Source organism: Marivita sp., assembly GCF_051859345.1.
Taxonomy (GTDB): Bacteria; Pseudomonadota; Alphaproteobacteria; order Rhodobacterales; family Rhodobacteraceae; genus Marivita.
Genome location: NZ_JBHYFV010000004.1, coordinates 168,643 through 184,851, shown reverse-complemented (window position 1 = coordinate 184,851; position 16,209 = coordinate 168,643). Strand labels below are relative to the sequence as shown.

Below are 16,209 nucleotides of genomic sequence, written 5' to 3'. Positions count from 1 at the left end.
CGAACCGCCACTGGCCGTCAGGAAGGGCCGCAATTCCAGCGCGCATCTTGCGTTCGGCATAATCCAGAAGCGCCTGCCCGGACGCCAACACGGTTTCCACGCCATACCGTGCGCACAGTTCCTGAAAGCGATGGACGCCAACCCGGTTGGCTGCCATCTGCGCGCGCAGATCAGACAGGCGTTCACGCGGCACCTGACAGTTGAGAAGGATCAGGTCCTGCACATCCGTCTGCAAGTCACCGGCGCGATAAAGCCGGATGGGCGGAATCCGCAGGCCTTCCTGATAGATATGGGCATGCGCCCGGTCCACGAAATCGGAATGATGCGCCAGATTGACGGTCCAGGCCGACAAGACGCAGTTGATGAAGATCGGTTCGGCCAAGACGATGTCCGGCAGATGTGTTCCACCGCCGCGATAGGCATCATTGCCGATGAACACGTCGCCGGGCCGGATGGCGTCTTCATCGTGGCCTTCGAGTAGTATTGGAATGAAATCAAGGAAACTGCCCAGATGAACAGGAATATGTTCCGCTTGGCACAAGGTGCGCCCTTCCCGGTCGAACAACGCGGTCGAGCAATCCCGCCGCTCTTTGATGTTGGTGGAATAGGACGCCCGGACAAGCGCTTCGCCGGTTTCCTCGACAATCGAGGACAGGGCCGCGCCGATGACTTCCACCGTGATCGGATCAAGCGACTGAGAGGACGGTGTGGCGTTCATTCCGGCAACTCCAGGATTAGGTTTTCGATTTCATCGACCCAGACTTTGGTCCCCGGCGGAACCAGCGTTGTCGTGTCCATTTGTTCGATGATCGCAGGGCCCGAAAAAATCATGCCCGAGGCCAACAGATCGCGGGAGAGGTTGGCGGTTTCCGTAAAGCTGCGGGTTTCCGGGAACCAGACGTCACGCCGGCCCACAATCGCGCCCGTCGCATCGGACGGTCCGGCGTCCCGTCGGGGCAAATCCGCTTTCTGGACAACCCCAAGCGCCTCGGCCCGAAACGTTACGCAGAGGATACGTTCGCCTTCGACGGCAAAGCCGTACATCTGCCGATGCGCTTCGGTGAAGCCGTCTCGCAACCTGTTCAGGGTCTCGGACGTGATCGGTCCTTCGGGGATCGCGATAGAAAGTTCGTAGTTCTGGCCGTCATAACGCATATCGACCCGTCGGGTCATCCGGCGTCGGTCGGCGGCTATGGCTTCGGTTTCAAACCAGGTTGATGCGTCGTGTTCGACCTGTGTTGCCGCCTCGACGATGGACGGCAGGTTTGCCTCCTCCAGAGGCACGAGGCGCGTCGTGGAAAAATCCGCTCTGAGGTCGGTCAAGAGAAGCCCCATGGCACAGAGAATGCCGGGGTTGCGCGGGACGATGACGCGTTTCATGCCAAGTTCCTGCGCGAGCCTTACCGCATGAAGCGGCCCTGCCCCGCCGAAAGCCATCAAGGCATAGGCGCGCGGGTCATGGCCACGCTGCACCGAAATCACCCGAATGGCCTTGGCCATGTTGGCGGTCACCACCGAAATGATCCCTTGGGCGGTGTCCATCACATCCATGCCAAGCTGCACTGCCATCTGGCCGATCGCCTCGAGCGCCAGATCCCGACGCACCTCCATCCGGCCCGACAACAGGTGGTTCGGATTCAGAATTTGCAGCACGATATTGGCATCGGTGACAGTTGGCTCCGTCGCACCAAGCCCATAGCAGACCGGACCGGGATCTGCCCCGGCGCTTTCTGGACCGACTTTCAGCAGACCCCCGGCGTCGACGGTCGCAATCGACCCTCCGCCAGCGCCAACCGTGTGAATGTCCAGCATCGGAGCCTTGATCGGATATCCATGCACCGTGCTTTCGTTGGTGCGGGTGGTTTGCCCACCCGCCATCAGCGCAACATCCGACGACGTCCCGCCCATGTCGAAGGTGATGATGTCGTCAAAACCAGCTTGCCTGCCGATGGCTTGCGCCGCGACCACTCCGGTGGACGGACCTGACAGAACCGCGCGAACCGGTGTTTCGGCGGCAACTTCAAATCGCACCACTCCGCCATTCGATTGCGTCAGATGCGGTGCAGCCGACAACCCGAGCGCTTGAAGACGCGGTGTCAGTCGGCTGATGTAGCGATGCATGATCGGGCCGAGATAGGCATTCACGGTCGCGGTGGACAGACGCTCGAATTCGCGAAACTCCGGGGCGATTTCATGGCTCGCGCAGATGAAGACGTCCGTCAATTCCTCGGCAAGAATGCGGCATGCCAGTTGTTCATGTAACGGGTTCACAAACGAATACAGGAAACAGACCGCGACAGCGCCGACACCTGCATCCCGCAAACCATGCGCGGCACGGCGCACCGCCTCTTCATCCAGCGAAACCGCGACCTCGCCCGTATGCAGCACACGCTCGGGCACCTCGAACCGCAGGTCGCGCGGAACCAGCGTTGGCGGTTTGGAGGCGAACAGATCATAGAGATCGGGGCGTTTCTGTCGGCCGATTTCCAGCAGGTCGCGAAAACCGCCGGTTGTCACAAGACCCACTTTGGCACCTCGATGGGTGATCAGCGCGTTGGTGGCCACCGTGGTGCCGTGACCAAGATAGGAAATTCCCGCAGCAGGCATGTCCACCGCACCATCACAGTGGCGCATCCCCTCTTCGACGCCCGCGGCGATGCCACGCGATGGATCGTCCGGCGTTGAGGAAACCTTCCACACCGAAATGCGACCGGATGTTTCGTCGAACAGGCAAACATCCGTAAATGTCCCTCCTGAATCGACACCCACACGCCAATGCGCGGTCATTTCGTCACTGATCGGGCCATCCATCATTGAAGCGCGGCTCCTTTTGCGTGTACGTCAAGTATACATAAAAATCGCGTTGTATCGCGAAGGCAATGCATCAAATTGCACCCCACTGAAATTTGCCTGTCATTTGCAGAAGAGGAAAAATGCAGCAACATGTCGCTCCAAGCAGTGTAATGACCGCCCGAGAACGTGCCTATGAGGCTGTTCGAAACGGCATTCTGCGCCGGGATTTCGAATCCGGTCAATTCATCGAAGAGGCGCTTGTCTGCGAAATGGCCGGAGTGTCGCGCACGCCCGTCCGCGAGGCTTTGAACAGGTTGGCCGCCGAGGGCTTTTTGGAACTGCACCCCAGACGGGGCGCTCTTGTGAAGTCCCTGTCCGCCGCCGAATTGCGGGATGTCTATGATGTGCGTTTGATGATCGAAAGTCATGCCGCGTCGTCCATTTGAAGAAAGGCGCTTCCGGTTCCACCTGAACTGGATGCCATTTGCGATGAGCATGAGGCGAAATCCGCGTCCGATCTGCTTGTTTGTGCAGAACTGAACCGGCGTTTTCATCAAGCGATTGTTGGAGCGGCAGGAAACACGGTGCTTGTTCAGGTTTTCAACAGTCTTGAAGCCAATCTCACAAGGATCGCGATGCTTTCTTTGCAAATGGGCATCGGCAAGACGGACATTATTGAGACGGAACATCGCAGCATGATCAGTGCGCTCAGACGGCACGACGATGCCGCAGCCTTGAAACTCATTGAGCAGCATCTTCACCCCCTGCACCGCCTCAGCGAGGCGTTTGCGAGATAGCCACATCAGGTCTCCGGCGAGATGGCGAAAGCTGTCATCCATTGAGTTTGCCTCAAGATAGAAGAGCGGGCGATATCCACTCGGTAAAGGCATGGGACTATGCTCTGGGCCCAACCGTCCAATCTAAAACTTTTTTATTGATCAAGAATTTTCTTATTGAGGTCACTGCGAGACAAGGACGAAACCAACAATGCGGTTCGGCACCATTGCGTTTGGCCAATCGCTACCTCTGGGTCGCTGCCAATCTGACGGCCAAGGCGACAAAAACAAATGCTGCAACACGGTTCAGAACTAGCTGTGCAGTCGGGGATCCCTTAAGCCATTCGCCAAGAAACCCGGCGCCCCAAGCCACAAGTCCGAAGACGAGTATCGTCGCCAAGATGAAAATGCAGCCGAGGCCAAGGAGTTGCGGAACGAGCGGACCGACCGAGGGATCGGCGAATTGCGGCAGGAACGCCAGAAAGAAAATCGCCACTTTGGGATTGGTGATATTCATCACGATACCGCGGCGATACAACTGTGACAGGCTGGGCTGGGAACCCTCTTCGGAAGAGATCCTGGAGGTGCTTGCCTTGAACGCTTGCCATGCGAGGTAAAGAAGATAGGCGGCTCCGAACAGCTTGATCACGGTAAAGGCGATTGCGGAGGTAGAGAAGATCGCCGCGACGCCAAATGCGACTGCAACCGTGTGAAAGAGCAATCCCGTGCAGAGCCCCAGCGTCACAACCAAGCCAGGCAATCGCCCATAGAGCGCTGACTGGGTCAGCACAAAGATATTGTCCGGACCAGGAACGAAACCGAGCGCGACGGCCGCCAGGAAGAAAACAGAAAGAACGTCCAGTTCCGGCAAAGTCGGCACTTCCTACATAACTTGGGTGCTTTTATTGCAAGCCACGGTTCCGATGTATCGGTATAGCATTTGGGAGCGGGCTGTCCATGTGCCAGAGACCCTGCTTCCAACAGCTGTCTTGTGCCAGGTGCCGCACAAAAGAGGGTTGTGCTTGCCGTAAGCAATGGCCAATCCGATCCCCCTTTGGACTTCGGCATTTACACGCCTTTTGCCGTGTTTTTGCCCCAGCAGGCGCCGGAAGGGATCCCCGCAAAATGGCTGCGATCCGCAACCTCATAGGAATTAAGCCCGCGTTCGACGCGGCGCGACTTCCCGTCAAGTGACGTCGTGATCATCGAACAAATCCCCAGGCTCAATACCGCGTTTCTCGGCGCTGGCGTGGACCGCGTCTTTCAAGGCGCTACTGCGTCCCAACAATCGGCGAAACCGGACCTCGTCCAGTTCAAGAAGGGTCGAAGGCGCAATCGCACGCACCTCGGTCTTGCGAATGTTCTTCATCAAGATCGCCATCTGGCCAAACATCTCTCCGCGCCCAAGTCGCCAGGTTTGGCCAGCCGTTTCCAATTCTGCCGCACCTGAGGCGATGAAGAACACGCTTTTTGCAGTGTTGTCCTTGCGCATAATGAGGTCGCCAGCATTGACGTAACGCGTTTTGAGGACGCGGCTCAGCCGTTTCAAATCTGCCTCTGCCAAGCCTGAAAAAAGCGGGAACTGGCGCACCAGATCAATGCGTTGCAATGCGATATCCAATTGCGGGCGATCCTCGGCCGCTGCACGGCGCAGGTCGAGACCTTCCATGAGCTTGGTGTAGACCTCCGCTCCGATCAGGCCGTCCTCCCGCATGGTTGTGTATTCGCGCTCTTCCAACCGCAGCGCCGTCCGGCGGATAAACCGCCGCTCCAGCTCCTCTGCATAGCCCGGATATTGCAGGCGAAGGCCTTCAAGGGCGGTTTCAACGGAATCGATCCGACGCGACAACGACTCGCGCAAGAGTTCTGCCACCCGGCGTCCATGAATGCGGCGGATGCGGCCATCGATGAAGGCCCCCAGATCCCGCAGGACCAGACGCTGCGACAAGAGCAATTCGAACCGGTTCGCGGTTATGATGGCCAGTGGGCCGGACAGGCGCAATCGGCTGTGAATGAAGCCTGTGGCACGGAATGCGCGCCCGTAGGCAACGCTGTGACGGGCGGCGCGGTTGTAGCCGCTTCGCCCGCCAGAGCGCGCCCCCTCGATCAGGCGATCGGCGTCCGATATCACCTGTTCGGCCATGCGGCCCGAAATCGTCCTTTCGCGCACCCGCGCAAGGATCGTGTCGCGTTCATGCCCGGCCAGGGCGATCAGGCCCAACGTGATCCGATCGCGGTCCTGAATATCCGCACTGTCCTCGGCCGTCTTTACGGCGTCGTCCAGACGCTCACCGAAACGCTTGGCTTCGGACCGGACGATATCATGACTGAGTTCGTAGTTCTCGGTGGTGCGCGCCACGTCCTCACGCACCGTCTGCAACGCGACGGCGACCACCTGACGCGACAGCGCCTCGTCGATGGGCGACAGCCGGTCAAGACCAAGCCGACCGATGATCCAGCGCAGCGTCGTACCCTGCACGATCAGCGTGAAAAGCGTGAAGCCGGTCGCAAGGATGCCGACAAGGCGCTGGATGCCATCGGGCACGCGGAAGCTCTCGGTCACCGCAAGCGCCAATGCCAGCGTCACGGCTCCTCGCAAACCGCCCCAGAGGATCGCGACCCGGTAGGGTCGCTCGACCGCAGGGGAGAGTTTCAGCAACGTCAACAACGGCAGAAGGCCAAAGAGGATCACCAGGCGCGCGGCGATCGCAGCAAGGATCACCACGCCGACAAGCACGAAATCTGCGACCCGCACCTCTTCCAGAAGCCGCGGGATCAGCAGCGCTGCAAGGATGAAGATCAGGGCTCCGGCCCAATGCGCCAGCACGTCCCAAAGTTCGCGCAGGTTTGTCCATGCCTGCGGCGGCAAGCGTCCCGGTCCGGTCAGGTTCAGCGTCAGTCCGGCGGCAACAACCGCGATGACGCCAGATGCTCCGACGCTCTGCTCGGCGCCGATATAAGCAAGGTAAGGCAGCGCGACAGAGATCGATATCTGCGCAAGTTCGTGCCGGCTGAACAGCGCCATGACCCAAACTGCGATCCGCGCCGCCAACCACCCCGTGAGTGCACCCCCGAAAATCAGCAGCGGGAACCGGGCCAGCGCATCCCCGAGGTTCGGGTCCGGCACACCCAGCATCACGAACCCCATGAACAGACCGAAAAGCGCAATGGCCGCTGCATCGTTCAGCAGGCTTTCACCCTCGATGATCCGCGCGAGCCGGCGCGGTGCCGAGATCGACCGAAAGATCGAGACCACCGCCGACGGATCTGTGGTGGACACGATCGCCCCGATCAGAAGACACGCGGCCAGCGGCAGCGCGCTGGCCGAAGCAAGCGCATAGCCCACACTCAGTGTCGCCACGACCACGGCCACAACCGCAAGCACGAGGATGGGAACCCAGTCATCCAGCATCCGGCGCAGGTTCATCCCCAGCGTCGCCTGGAACAGCAGCGTCGGCAGAAAGACGTAGAGAAAGACGTTGGACCGGATCGGCAGACCAAGGATCGCCTCGGCCACCGGGTTGAGAGCATCGGTCAACTCGGTCCGCAGGAAGAATATCGCGCCGACACCGATCAGAACGCCGATGCTCGCCAGGATCACACTGTAGGGCAGACGCAACCGCGCCGCCAACGGCTCTGCCACCCCTATGACGAGGAACAGCGAGGCTATGACGGTCGTGATCAGAACAATGTCCATGTTATTGAATTAACATGTTGTTCGCTCGTCGCATCGGGAAAATGGCATGGGCTGGTGTCCCGAGCGGAAATATTGACCAAGTTACGGGCGGCGCATGCAAAACGGACCGAATTTCAAGGCAAGACTTCGTCATGGCCATCGGTCCTGACAACGTCGTCGATCACCCTTGATTCATGTCAGCGCACACCTTCCCGTATCGCGGATGGGCATCTTGTCCAACGACGCCCAACGTCGAATGACGCTCAATAATTCCATGTCGATCACTCCAATACCCCCCGACAAATCCCGTCAGGGGCAAGGTTCCACATGGGTCAGTTCTCAGTGACAATTTCGATTGCTGCTGGTCTGAAATTACAAGTTTCACCCCAGATGGCCAGGACCGCCTTGTCGCGGTGAAAACGACCAACGGCTGGAAGCGCACGCCGTTCTACATCGCGCGCAACGAATTGGCTGTTGCGGACGAGCGACGGGAGAACTGGTACATTTTTTTTCGGCTCCATGAGTTCGCGCGAACGCCAAAGGCTTGCGAATTGCGCCCGCCTCTGGATGCGCATGTGTCTCTGACGGCCACTGCGTTCAAGGCAGGCTTTCAATGACGAAGCAGCCATGTGCATTCAATCACAAACATCAAGACCTTGGCCTGACCGCTCGAAATGATTAGCTGGTGGTCAACGGAGATTGCCATGCAGAAATTCTCGCTTCTCGACCTGTCGCCCATCCCAGAAGGCAAAAGCGCCGCCGATGCGCTGGCCGCCACAGTCGACCTTGCCCGTGCCGCCGAACGGTTCGGGTATCACCGCTATTGGTTGGCCGAGCATCACAACATGCCCGGCATCGCGAGTGCGGCCACCGCCGTGGTGATCGGCCATGTGGCCTCGGCAACATCCACCATGCGGATCGGTGCCGGTGGCATCATGTTGCCCAACCATGCACCGCTGGTCATTGCCGAACAGTTCGGCACCCTTGCAACGCTTTATCCGGGTCGGATCGACTTGGGTCTGGGTCGGGCTCCCGGCACCGACATGGCCACCGCGAGGGCGCTCCGTCGGCACATGGCACCCGAGGACAGCTTCCCGCAGGATGTGCAGGAACTGATCAGCTATTTCGGAGACAGCTCCGACGCCACGCCCGTGCGCGCCATTCCTGGCGCAGGCACCCATGTTCCGGTCTGGATCCTGGGCTCAAGCCTTTACGGCGCGCAACTGGCCGCCTGGCTCGGGTTGCCCTATGCTTTTGCGTCGCATTTCGCGCCGGACATGCTCGAACAGGCGTTGGCGATCTATCGCAGCACCTTCCAACCCTCTGACCAACTGGAGAAACCCCATGTGATGATGGCGGCGGGTGTTTGCGCGGCTGCAACCGATGCGGAGGCATCGTTCCTGCGCTCCTCGCAATTTCTCGCATTTGCGCGGCTGAGAACAGGCCGGCCGGGAAAGTTGCCTCACCCGACGCATCACCTGGACCGGGAGATACCGGCTCCGGTCATGGCCCAGGTGGAACAAGCCCTGTCCTGTTCCGCCACTGGTTCGGCTTCGACCATCAGACAGAAGCTTCGCAACATCATCGACACTTATCACCCCGACGAACTCATGGTGACCGGCATGATCCACGACCACGCGGCGCGGGTCCGCTCGTTCGAAATTGCCGCGGATGTTCTGGCAGACCTGACCGAAGAAGTTGTGGCCTCTTGAAACGGTGCAGATCAAAGCGGTCATCTATGGCGACGGGGAACCTTGGTCACGGTGTGTGGGTGTTTCATTATTGCCTGAGAGGCCGCGTCAGGGCCATTGGACCCTGAAGATAGTCTCCCTGAAAACCTTGGGCTAGCGGCAGCGGAACCTCTTGCGGCCCCCCAAGAATTCATCAACGTACTGTAGCTTCATCGTCATTCCCATTGCGCGTGTCCTCAGTGTGTCCCGAATTGAGTCTAAGGAAGGACGCTATGCGCTTGAAATAATTGAAAAACAGAGCCTTGGCCAACTGATTTTTGGTGCGGGTGAAGGGACTCGAACCCCCACGCCAAAGGCGCCAGAACCTAAATCTGGTGCGTCTACCAATTCCGCCACACCCGCATTGCGCTGGTCAGTAGCAAAGCTCATGCGCCGATGCGAGAAGAATTTTCGTACGAAAATTCTGGTGCGTTAAGAAACTTCGTACGAAGTTTCTTGCGTCCCGAGACTTGCGAAAACCTTTGGAAGCATCTCGGGCAGATCTTCGGCAATAAGGCCCGGTCCAAATGCGAGGGCGGCTTCGCAGTGAAGCCAGATTGCCGCTTCGACAACGCAGAACAGGTCCGGGGCCGTTCCTGGCGCGGCCAGCCCTGCGATCAGCCCTGCCAGCACATCCCCGGCGCCAGCTGTGGCAAGCCACGGCACCGCTCGGGGCCCGGTGGCGCTGTGGACGCTTGCGCCTCCACCCGGCTGGGCGATCACCGTGTCCTCACCCTTGAGGAGGACGATGCATCCCGCACGATTGGCGGCGTCGCGCACCACGTCGATCTTGGAGCGCGACGCGCGTTTTGACTGCGCAAGATCCGGGAACAGCCGGGCGAATTCGCCCTCATGCGGTGTCAGGACGGTGCGCTTGTGGGTCATGTTGAAAAGCGCGTCCGGGTCCTCGGTGAACGACGTCAACGCATCTGCGTCCAGAACCACCGCCGTTTCGCGCCATGCGCGATCACCGCCTTTATGTGCCAGGGCCGCGCCGACCAAGGCGCGCGTGTCCGGACCGACGCCAAGACCGGGACCCAGACATAAAGATGTCACCCGATCATCCGCGATCCGAGTGAAAGCCTCGGCATCGGCAGAGGCCTTGAGCATCACCGCATCAAGATGACAGGCGTTTTCCTGTAGGGCCGAAGGCGGGCACAACACGGTGACCAGCCCTGCTCCGGCCCGCAGCCCCGTGCGCGCGGCCAGACGCGCGGCTCCACCCTGACCTACTCCGCCAGCCAAGACCATGACATGACCGTAATCGTACTTGTGCCCTTTCCCGCGCAGCTTGGCGACCATGGCGCCGGGCCAGATGTGTCTTGGCAGAGGTCGGTGCGCGAACTCGGGCGTCACGAGGCGGGCGCGCTGGGGGTCTGGCGGTGTTCCGACCATATGCCGTTCCGACGCCGCCTCGCCCTGCAATCCGATATCGACAACCTTGACCGTTCCGCACAGAGTCGGTCCGAGCGCGAGTTTGTGACCCATTTTCAAAGCATGGAACGACACGGTAAGATGTGCGGAGTTGAGCCGCGGCGGATCGAAGTCTTCGCTCGGCATTGTTCCCGTGTCGAGATTCAGTCCGGAGGGGCAGTCAATGGCCAGGCGGCGAATGGCCGGGCCGCGCGGCCAGTTGCCCATCATGCGGGGATCGAGGGCAGTCGCCAATTCGTCGGGCAAGGGGCGTGTCAGGCCCGTTCCGAACACGGCGTCAACAAAAAGTTCGGGACGGTCGCATTGCGAGAACGCCGCCGGGTCGAAGCTGTTCACCGTGCCAAACTGCATCCAGAGGTCGTGGTTCACCCGTGCATCGGCGGGCAGCTTTTCCGCAACACCGAACAGAAAGACATCAACCGCCCAGCCAAGATCATGCAGGCGGCGCGCGATGACAAACCCGTCCCCGCCATTGTTGCCCGGTCCGCAGAGGATCAACGCGCGATGCGCCCCTTTCGAAAGTTCGGGCCAGGTTTGCAATGCGGCCACCACCGCGCCCCGTCCCGCGCGTTCCATGAGCTGCAGGCCCGTCACGGCACCCGACTCGATTGCGGCCGTTTCAACGGCGCGCATCTGGGCGGAGGTGAGCAATTCGGTCACTGTGTTTTCCTCATCGATTCACTTTCGCATAATTATTGTGCATTTCGCACAATTATTAGGCGCAATTTTTCAATCCCTATGCCCACTGGCCTTTCAATTACCCTAGCTGATTGTGGCTCTCAAACAGAAGTGGTCTGACGAGCGCAATGCAAGAGCGAGGGACCCGCAATGAAAAAGATTGAAGCCATCATCAAACCCTTCAAACTCGACGAGGTGAAGGAAGCTCTTCAGGACGCCGGCATTCAGGGTCTGAGCGTTGTCGAAGTCAAAGGCTTCGGCCGCCAGAAAGGTCACACGGAACTGTACCGCGGTGCGGAATACGTTGTGGATTTCCTGCCCAAAGTGAAGATCGAGGTTGTTCTTGACGATGATCAGGTCGATGGCGCGATCGAGGCCATTGTCGAGGCCGCCAAGACCGACAAGATCGGCGATGGCAAGATTTTCGTGTCTCCGGTCGAACAGGCCATTCGCATCCGCACAGGGGAAACAGGGTCCGACGCGATCTGACGCTCCACGAATTAGACGAAATTACCCAATATCAGTGAAAGGGAAGAGAGAATGAGCACTGAAGCGCTTCTCAAGATGATCAAAGACGAAGATGTCGCCTATGTGGACATCCGGTTTACCGACCCGCGCGGCAAGCTGCAGCATGTGACCGTGATTGCAGACGAAGTTGACGAAGACTTTCTAGAAGAAGGTTTCATGTTCGACGGCTCTTCGATTGCTGGCTGGAAATCCATCGAAGCCTCTGACATGAAACTGATGCCCGACACTGAAAGTGCGTATATCGATCCGTTCTACGCCGAAAAGACAGTCTGTGTGCATTGTTCCATCGTCGAACCCGACACCGGCGAAGCGTATGACCGCGATCCGCGGTCGACTGCTGAAAAGGCCGAAGCGTACCTCGTGTCCTCGGGCGTTGGCGATGTGTCCTACTGGGGTCCGGAAGCCGAATTCTTCCTGTTTGACGACGTTCGTTTCCAGAATTCGATCAACAAGGTGTCCTACGAAGTTGACGCGCTGGACGCGTCCTGGAACACCGACACAGAATACGAGATGGGCAACACCGGTCACCGTCCGGGCCTCAAGGGTGGCTATTTCCCGGTCAACCCGATCGACGACGGTCAGGACATCCGTTCGGAAATGCTCTCCACGATGAAGCGTCTGGGGATGAAGGTCGACAAGCACCACCACGAAGTGGCGTCGTGCCAGCACGAGCTGGGTCTGATCTTCGGCACGTTGACCAAGCAGGCGGACGAGCTTCAGAAGTACAAGTATGTGATCCACAACGTGGCACAGGCCTATGGCAAGTCCGCGACGTTCATGCCCAAGCCGATCTACGGCGACAACGGCACCGGCATGCATTGCAACATGTCGATCTGGAAAGACGGCAAGCCGCTTTTCGCAGGCGACAAATATGCGGACCTGTCTCAGGAAGCCTTGTACTTCATCGGCGGCATCCTGAAGCATGCCAAGGCGCTCAACGCCTTCACCAACCCGTCGACCAACAGCTACAAGCGTCTGATTCCGGGCTTTGAAGCGCCGGTTCTGCGCGCCTATTCCGCCCGCAACCGGTCTGGTTGTGTCCGTATTCCGTGGACCGAAAACCCGAAAGCCAAGCGCGTCGAGGCCCGGTTCCCCGATCCGTCGGCCAACCCCTACCTGTGCTTTGCAGCCCTGCTGATGGCGGGTCTTGACGGGATCCTGAACAAGATCGATCCGGGTGAGGCAATGGACAAGAACCTTTACGATCTGCCTGCCGAAGAGCTGGAAGGCATCCCGACCGTCTGCGGCAGCTTGCGCGAAGCGATTGACGAGCTGAAGGCCGACATGGACTTCCTGCTGGCCGGTGACGTGTTCACCAAGGACCAGATCGAAGGCTATATCGATCTGAAAATGGAAGAGATCGAGCTGTACGAGCACACGCCGCACCCGGTCGAGTTCGGCATGTACTATAGCTGCTGATCCCGACCTTTCTCAACTTTGGAAAAGGGCGCCTTACGGGGCGCCCTTTTTTATTGGTTTCGCGCACGACATGGCTCTGTGCCGGAAAATTGCCCTGCTTTTGTCCAGTGTCCGCCGTATCGGGATCGCATGTTTCCCCCACCCCGTACCCAAACGGGGCAATCGGGTCTGACAGGTGCGAGGATCGACGTCATGAACAACGACTTCCAGAACCGCGTGGCGCGTCTGAACGCCAAACACGAGATGATCGCGTCCGACGTATCAAGCCTGCCTGCAAGAAGAGGGCGGTCACTGGCATTTTCCAATCACCCCAAGGGGACTTTGATCAAGTACATCTTCGTTGCTGTGCTGATCCTCGTTCTTCTGCCTGTGGCGGCCGCAGTCGGAACGCTTTTCTTAGCCCCCTACTAAGGTCACCTTGCCCAACACAAAGGCGTCAGTCGCGTCTTTTTTCGCCTCGCAAGGCCGCGTCTCGAATCGCGTGCAGACGGCGAGTCTGTCTGGGCCGACAGGCCGGGTCAGCCTGCGCTGATTGAGGTGTTTGGACCAATCCGCGCCCGGCGCTCGTGAAAAACCACCACAAAATGCCAAAACGAGGCCAATTTTTGGGTTTGAGACAAATTGTTTCCGTATTTCGACCACATTGGGATTTCAGAACTGGAGGGATGAATCATTCGATTGCACCTGGGGAGCTTCAGAGATGTCTAATTCGGATGTGACAGTAATTAGTCTGGTGACTGACAAGACCCGCGATGCGATCTGTCAGTCTATTGTTCCATCCATCGGCCGCGCCTTGTCCAACCATCGCGCCCGCTATCAACGCCTTCCTGTGACCCGCGATTACATTGATTGGGTTGTGGATGACACGGACACCCTAACGGTTGCGATTGACGAGGCCGGGCAGTCAAGCGTCGTGCTTGTCGCAAGTCGCGGCGTGAATACGCAGGCTTGCGCCAGCCGTCTGGCCAATATCGCGGCTGAACTCTGCCAGGAATACGATGTGCATACGGTGTTCTGGAACGGGTCGGAAAAGCCTCTTGCGGCGGCTGACTTCATAGCCGCCGGGGATGGCGTTTCCGATCTTGCCTTTCCCAAAGCGCGCATCATCCCGCGCAAGATCAAGTCGCTCAAGACACAGCGCGCCGCGCCGGGAAAATCGTCCGCGCAGCTTGATCACTGGATGATGAGCGCGCTGCGGACGCAGATGAACGGTGTCACTCTGGAAGAGGTTGAACGGCTCGAACTGGAACAGCGCCGGGCCAAGACCGCACCAATGCGCCTGTCCGCCTGGGCGATTTCCCTGACAACGGCGGTGTTCGCGATGCCTTTGGCGATCCCGCTGATCGTGCACAATCTGGTCCGCGGCGAAGACGTCCGCTCGGGCGCGATGGCGCTGGGTGTGGTCGGTTTGTATGCCGCGCTGGACCAGACAGGCATGGCTCCGGGTCTGACCGGCCTGCTGTGACCTGACCTGACGGAACGCGCTTCGGGGGAATCCGTGCGGCGCGTTCCCGCTTGTCGATCATCCCACATTTGTTAACATCCTCCAACTTTTTGATGTTGGAGTATCCTTTGATGCGTCGTTTGATTGCCGCTGCCTGTGTGTCTGTGTGTGCCGCCCTTCCCGCCTTCGCGGCCGAGTGCATCACCAGCAAGGGCGCTTTTAACCAATACAAACAAACCCTTGCGCAACAGGCTGCGGCGGCTGGTGTTGGACAGCGTGGTTTGTCCGCCTTGGCGAACGCGCGTTTGTCGGACATCACATGGCGGTTTGAATCCAATCCGGGCAACCAGACTGGTACGCTTCAGGGTGATCCGGCCAAGTTCCTGGCCAAGCGGTCTGGCAGCACAGCTGACAGCTTTATCGCGCAAACAGCGTCGCGAATTGCCCGCAACCCGAACACGTTTGCGTCAATTGAACGGAACTATGGGGTTCCTGCGGGGATCCTTGCCACCATCTGGGGGCTCGAGACCAGCTGGGGCGGGTATCTGGGTGGCACTTCGGTGGTCGACGGGGCAGTGACACTGTCGTCCTATTGCCGCCGTCACCCCCGCTTTGAACCACATGCCATTGCGGCGCTGGACATGGTGGATGACGGCATCCTGTCCACATCGACCAAAGGTGGCCCGTCGGGTGAACTGGGGCATATGCAGTTTCTGGCGGGCAACTGGTTGAAATATCGCGTGGACGGCAATGGCGATGGCCGCGCCGATCCCTATAACGCGGTGGATGCGCTGGCCACGGCGGCCAACATGCTGCGCCGCAATGGCTGGCAGCCCGGTCAGCCGTTTGGCGAAGGCACACCCAATTTCAGTGTCTTGTCGGTCTGGAACGACAGCGGCAACTACCTGCGCGCCATCGTGTATTCGGCACAGCGGGCAGGAAGCTAGACCGGGGTTTCGATCTTCGGCACAGACGCACGCGCCACCATGTAGGTGTGGATCGTGAACAGCACCGCATCGTTGTCGGGCAACCGCCAGAGCACTTGTCGTTCGCTGCGCAGATAGGGCGTCTGGCCCATTTCGGTGAGCGGACGCGGTTCTGATTGTGACCGTGGTTGATGCAGGCTCGGGTCTTCGTACCAGAGCGCATTGAACCGCCAGATCGGGCGACCGGGGCGCACACCGTCGAACAGGCGTTGCACCCGGCGCGCGATATCATCGGTGTAGGATTTCACCGGAACATGAATGTGGGTCAGTGGATGGCCGATCTTTTCGCAAAGCCGCCAGCTTGCCGGGAAACACAGAACAGCGCCGGTCAGGACGTGTTCATCGCCGCGCTTTTCCATCAGGCAGACATCATCCTGCAGGATCTGACCCAATGTTGCAAAGGGATCAGAGCGGTCGATGGTCACCTTCCGACCGTCCGGGCACAGCACCTTTCGGCCTGACACCGAAAACTCCGGCGGCAGTTGCGCCAGCACCACGTCCATCATCTTGTCCACTGTCGCCGGGTCCGGGGCGTCGGTCGCGATCACATCGTCGCGCCGATCCTTCAGAAGCCGCAGACGTTCACCCATTTGAAGAGCGTAAACCTCGTCCACGATGAACCACGGCTCCGCACCAAGCGGGGCAACCCCCGGCAAGGGACGCGGGGTGTGGATGTCGTAGGGGATACGGGTTTGCAGGATCATGCAAACTCCATAGCCGAGCGCAGAGCGGCCTGAAAGCCCAG

At 59.4% G+C, this 16,209-nt stretch carries 13 protein-coding genes, 1 tRNA gene and 1 pseudogene; 7 read left to right on the top strand and 8 right to left on the bottom strand.

The annotated features are described in order from the left end of the window. From ACTIEN_RS04910 to ACTIEN_RS04890, 5 genes are all read right to left on the bottom strand, one after another. A partial coding sequence (locus tag ACTIEN_RS04910; protein WP_439521991.1) for a hydantoinase B/oxoprolinase family protein occupies positions 1 to 718 on the bottom strand: 718 nt, incomplete at its 3' end. Continuing rightward, complete coding sequence (locus tag ACTIEN_RS04905) at positions 715 to 2,814, bottom strand: hydantoinase/oxoprolinase family protein (protein ID WP_439521990.1); 2,100 nt, start codon at positions 2,812 to 2,814, stop codon at positions 715 to 717. The genes ACTIEN_RS04910 and ACTIEN_RS04905, both read right to left, overlap by 4 nt. Next, on the bottom strand, positions 2,811 to 3,632 hold the full coding sequence (locus ACTIEN_RS04900) for a hypothetical protein (RefSeq protein WP_439521989.1): 822 nt from the start codon (positions 3,630 to 3,632) through the stop codon (positions 2,811 to 2,813). Before ACTIEN_RS04900 ends, ACTIEN_RS04905 begins: the two co-directional genes overlap by 4 nt. Positions 3,633 to 3,813: 181 nt before the next feature. After that, complete coding sequence (locus ACTIEN_RS04895; RefSeq protein ID WP_439521988.1) at positions 3,814 to 4,449, bottom strand: LysE family translocator; 636 nt, start codon at positions 4,447 to 4,449, stop codon at positions 3,814 to 3,816. A gap of 306 nt (positions 4,450 to 4,755) precedes the next feature. Continuing rightward, positions 4,756 to 7,266: a cation:proton antiporter gene (locus ACTIEN_RS04890; protein WP_439521987.1), complete on the bottom strand. Its 2,511-nt coding sequence runs from the start codon at positions 7,264 to 7,266 to the stop codon at positions 4,756 to 4,758. Positions 7,267 to 7,616: 350 nt separating this feature from the next. Here ACTIEN_RS04890 and ACTIEN_RS04885 point away from each other — a divergent pair. Both ACTIEN_RS04885 and ACTIEN_RS04880 read left to right on the top strand, forming a co-directional pair. Further along, positions 7,617 to 7,862 (top strand): annotated as a pseudogene (locus ACTIEN_RS04885) (DUF3883 domain-containing protein); the annotation flags it as partial. 87 nt (positions 7,863 to 7,949) lie between these two features. Then, entirely contained in the window at positions 7,950 to 8,957 is a 1,008-nt protein-coding gene (locus ACTIEN_RS04880) for an LLM class flavin-dependent oxidoreductase (protein ID WP_439521986.1), read from the top strand. A 297-nt stretch (positions 8,958 to 9,254) separates the two neighbouring features. Here the strand turns inward: ACTIEN_RS04880 and ACTIEN_RS04875 are convergent. Both ACTIEN_RS04875 and ACTIEN_RS04870 read right to left on the bottom strand, forming a co-directional pair. Further along, positions 9,255 to 9,338: transfer RNA gene (locus ACTIEN_RS04875), tRNA-Leu, on the bottom strand. A gap of 69 nt (positions 9,339 to 9,407) precedes the next feature. After that, positions 9,408 to 11,069: an NAD(P)H-hydrate dehydratase gene (locus ACTIEN_RS04870; RefSeq protein WP_439521985.1), complete on the bottom strand. Its 1,662-nt coding sequence runs from the start codon at positions 11,067 to 11,069 to the stop codon at positions 9,408 to 9,410. 168 nt (positions 11,070 to 11,237) lie between these two features. Here ACTIEN_RS04870 and ACTIEN_RS04865 point away from each other — a divergent pair, with 168 nt between their 5' ends. The 5 genes from ACTIEN_RS04865 to ACTIEN_RS04845 all read left to right on the top strand — a co-directional run bounded on the left by ACTIEN_RS04865 (position 11,238) and on the right by ACTIEN_RS04845 (position 15,425). Continuing rightward, on the top strand, positions 11,238 to 11,576 hold the full coding sequence (locus ACTIEN_RS04865; protein ID WP_439521984.1) for a P-II family nitrogen regulator: 339 nt from the start codon (positions 11,238 to 11,240) through the stop codon (positions 11,574 to 11,576). 51 nt (positions 11,577 to 11,627) lie between these two features. After that, positions 11,628 to 13,034 (top strand): type I glutamate--ammonia ligase, encoded by a 1,407-nt coding sequence (glnA, locus tag ACTIEN_RS04860; RefSeq protein ID WP_439521983.1) that lies wholly within the window; start codon positions 11,628 to 11,630, stop codon positions 13,032 to 13,034. Positions 13,035 to 13,226: 192 nt separating this feature from the next. Next, positions 13,227 to 13,445, top strand: a complete 219-nt coding sequence (locus ACTIEN_RS04855; RefSeq protein WP_439521982.1) for a hypothetical protein — start codon at positions 13,227 to 13,229, stop codon at positions 13,443 to 13,445. 289 nt (positions 13,446 to 13,734) lie between these two features. Further along, positions 13,735 to 14,499 carry a hypothetical protein gene (locus ACTIEN_RS04850; RefSeq protein ID WP_439521981.1) on the top strand — a complete coding sequence of 255 codons (765 nt, stop codon included), beginning with the start codon at positions 13,735 to 13,737 and terminating at the stop codon, positions 14,497 to 14,499. A gap of 110 nt (positions 14,500 to 14,609) precedes the next feature. Further along, on the top strand, positions 14,610 to 15,425 hold the full coding sequence (locus tag ACTIEN_RS04845; RefSeq protein WP_439521980.1) for a lytic murein transglycosylase: 816 nt from the start codon (positions 14,610 to 14,612) through the stop codon (positions 15,423 to 15,425). On the opposite strand, the gene ACTIEN_RS04840 is transcribed toward ACTIEN_RS04845, so the two are convergent. Then, positions 15,422 to 16,168 (bottom strand): heme-dependent oxidative N-demethylase family protein, encoded by a 747-nt coding sequence (locus tag ACTIEN_RS04840; RefSeq protein WP_439521979.1) that lies wholly within the window; start codon positions 16,166 to 16,168, stop codon positions 15,422 to 15,424. The two genes, ACTIEN_RS04845 and ACTIEN_RS04840, sit on opposite strands and share 4 nt — an antisense overlap. Positions 16,169 to 16,209: the final 41 nt, after the last annotated feature.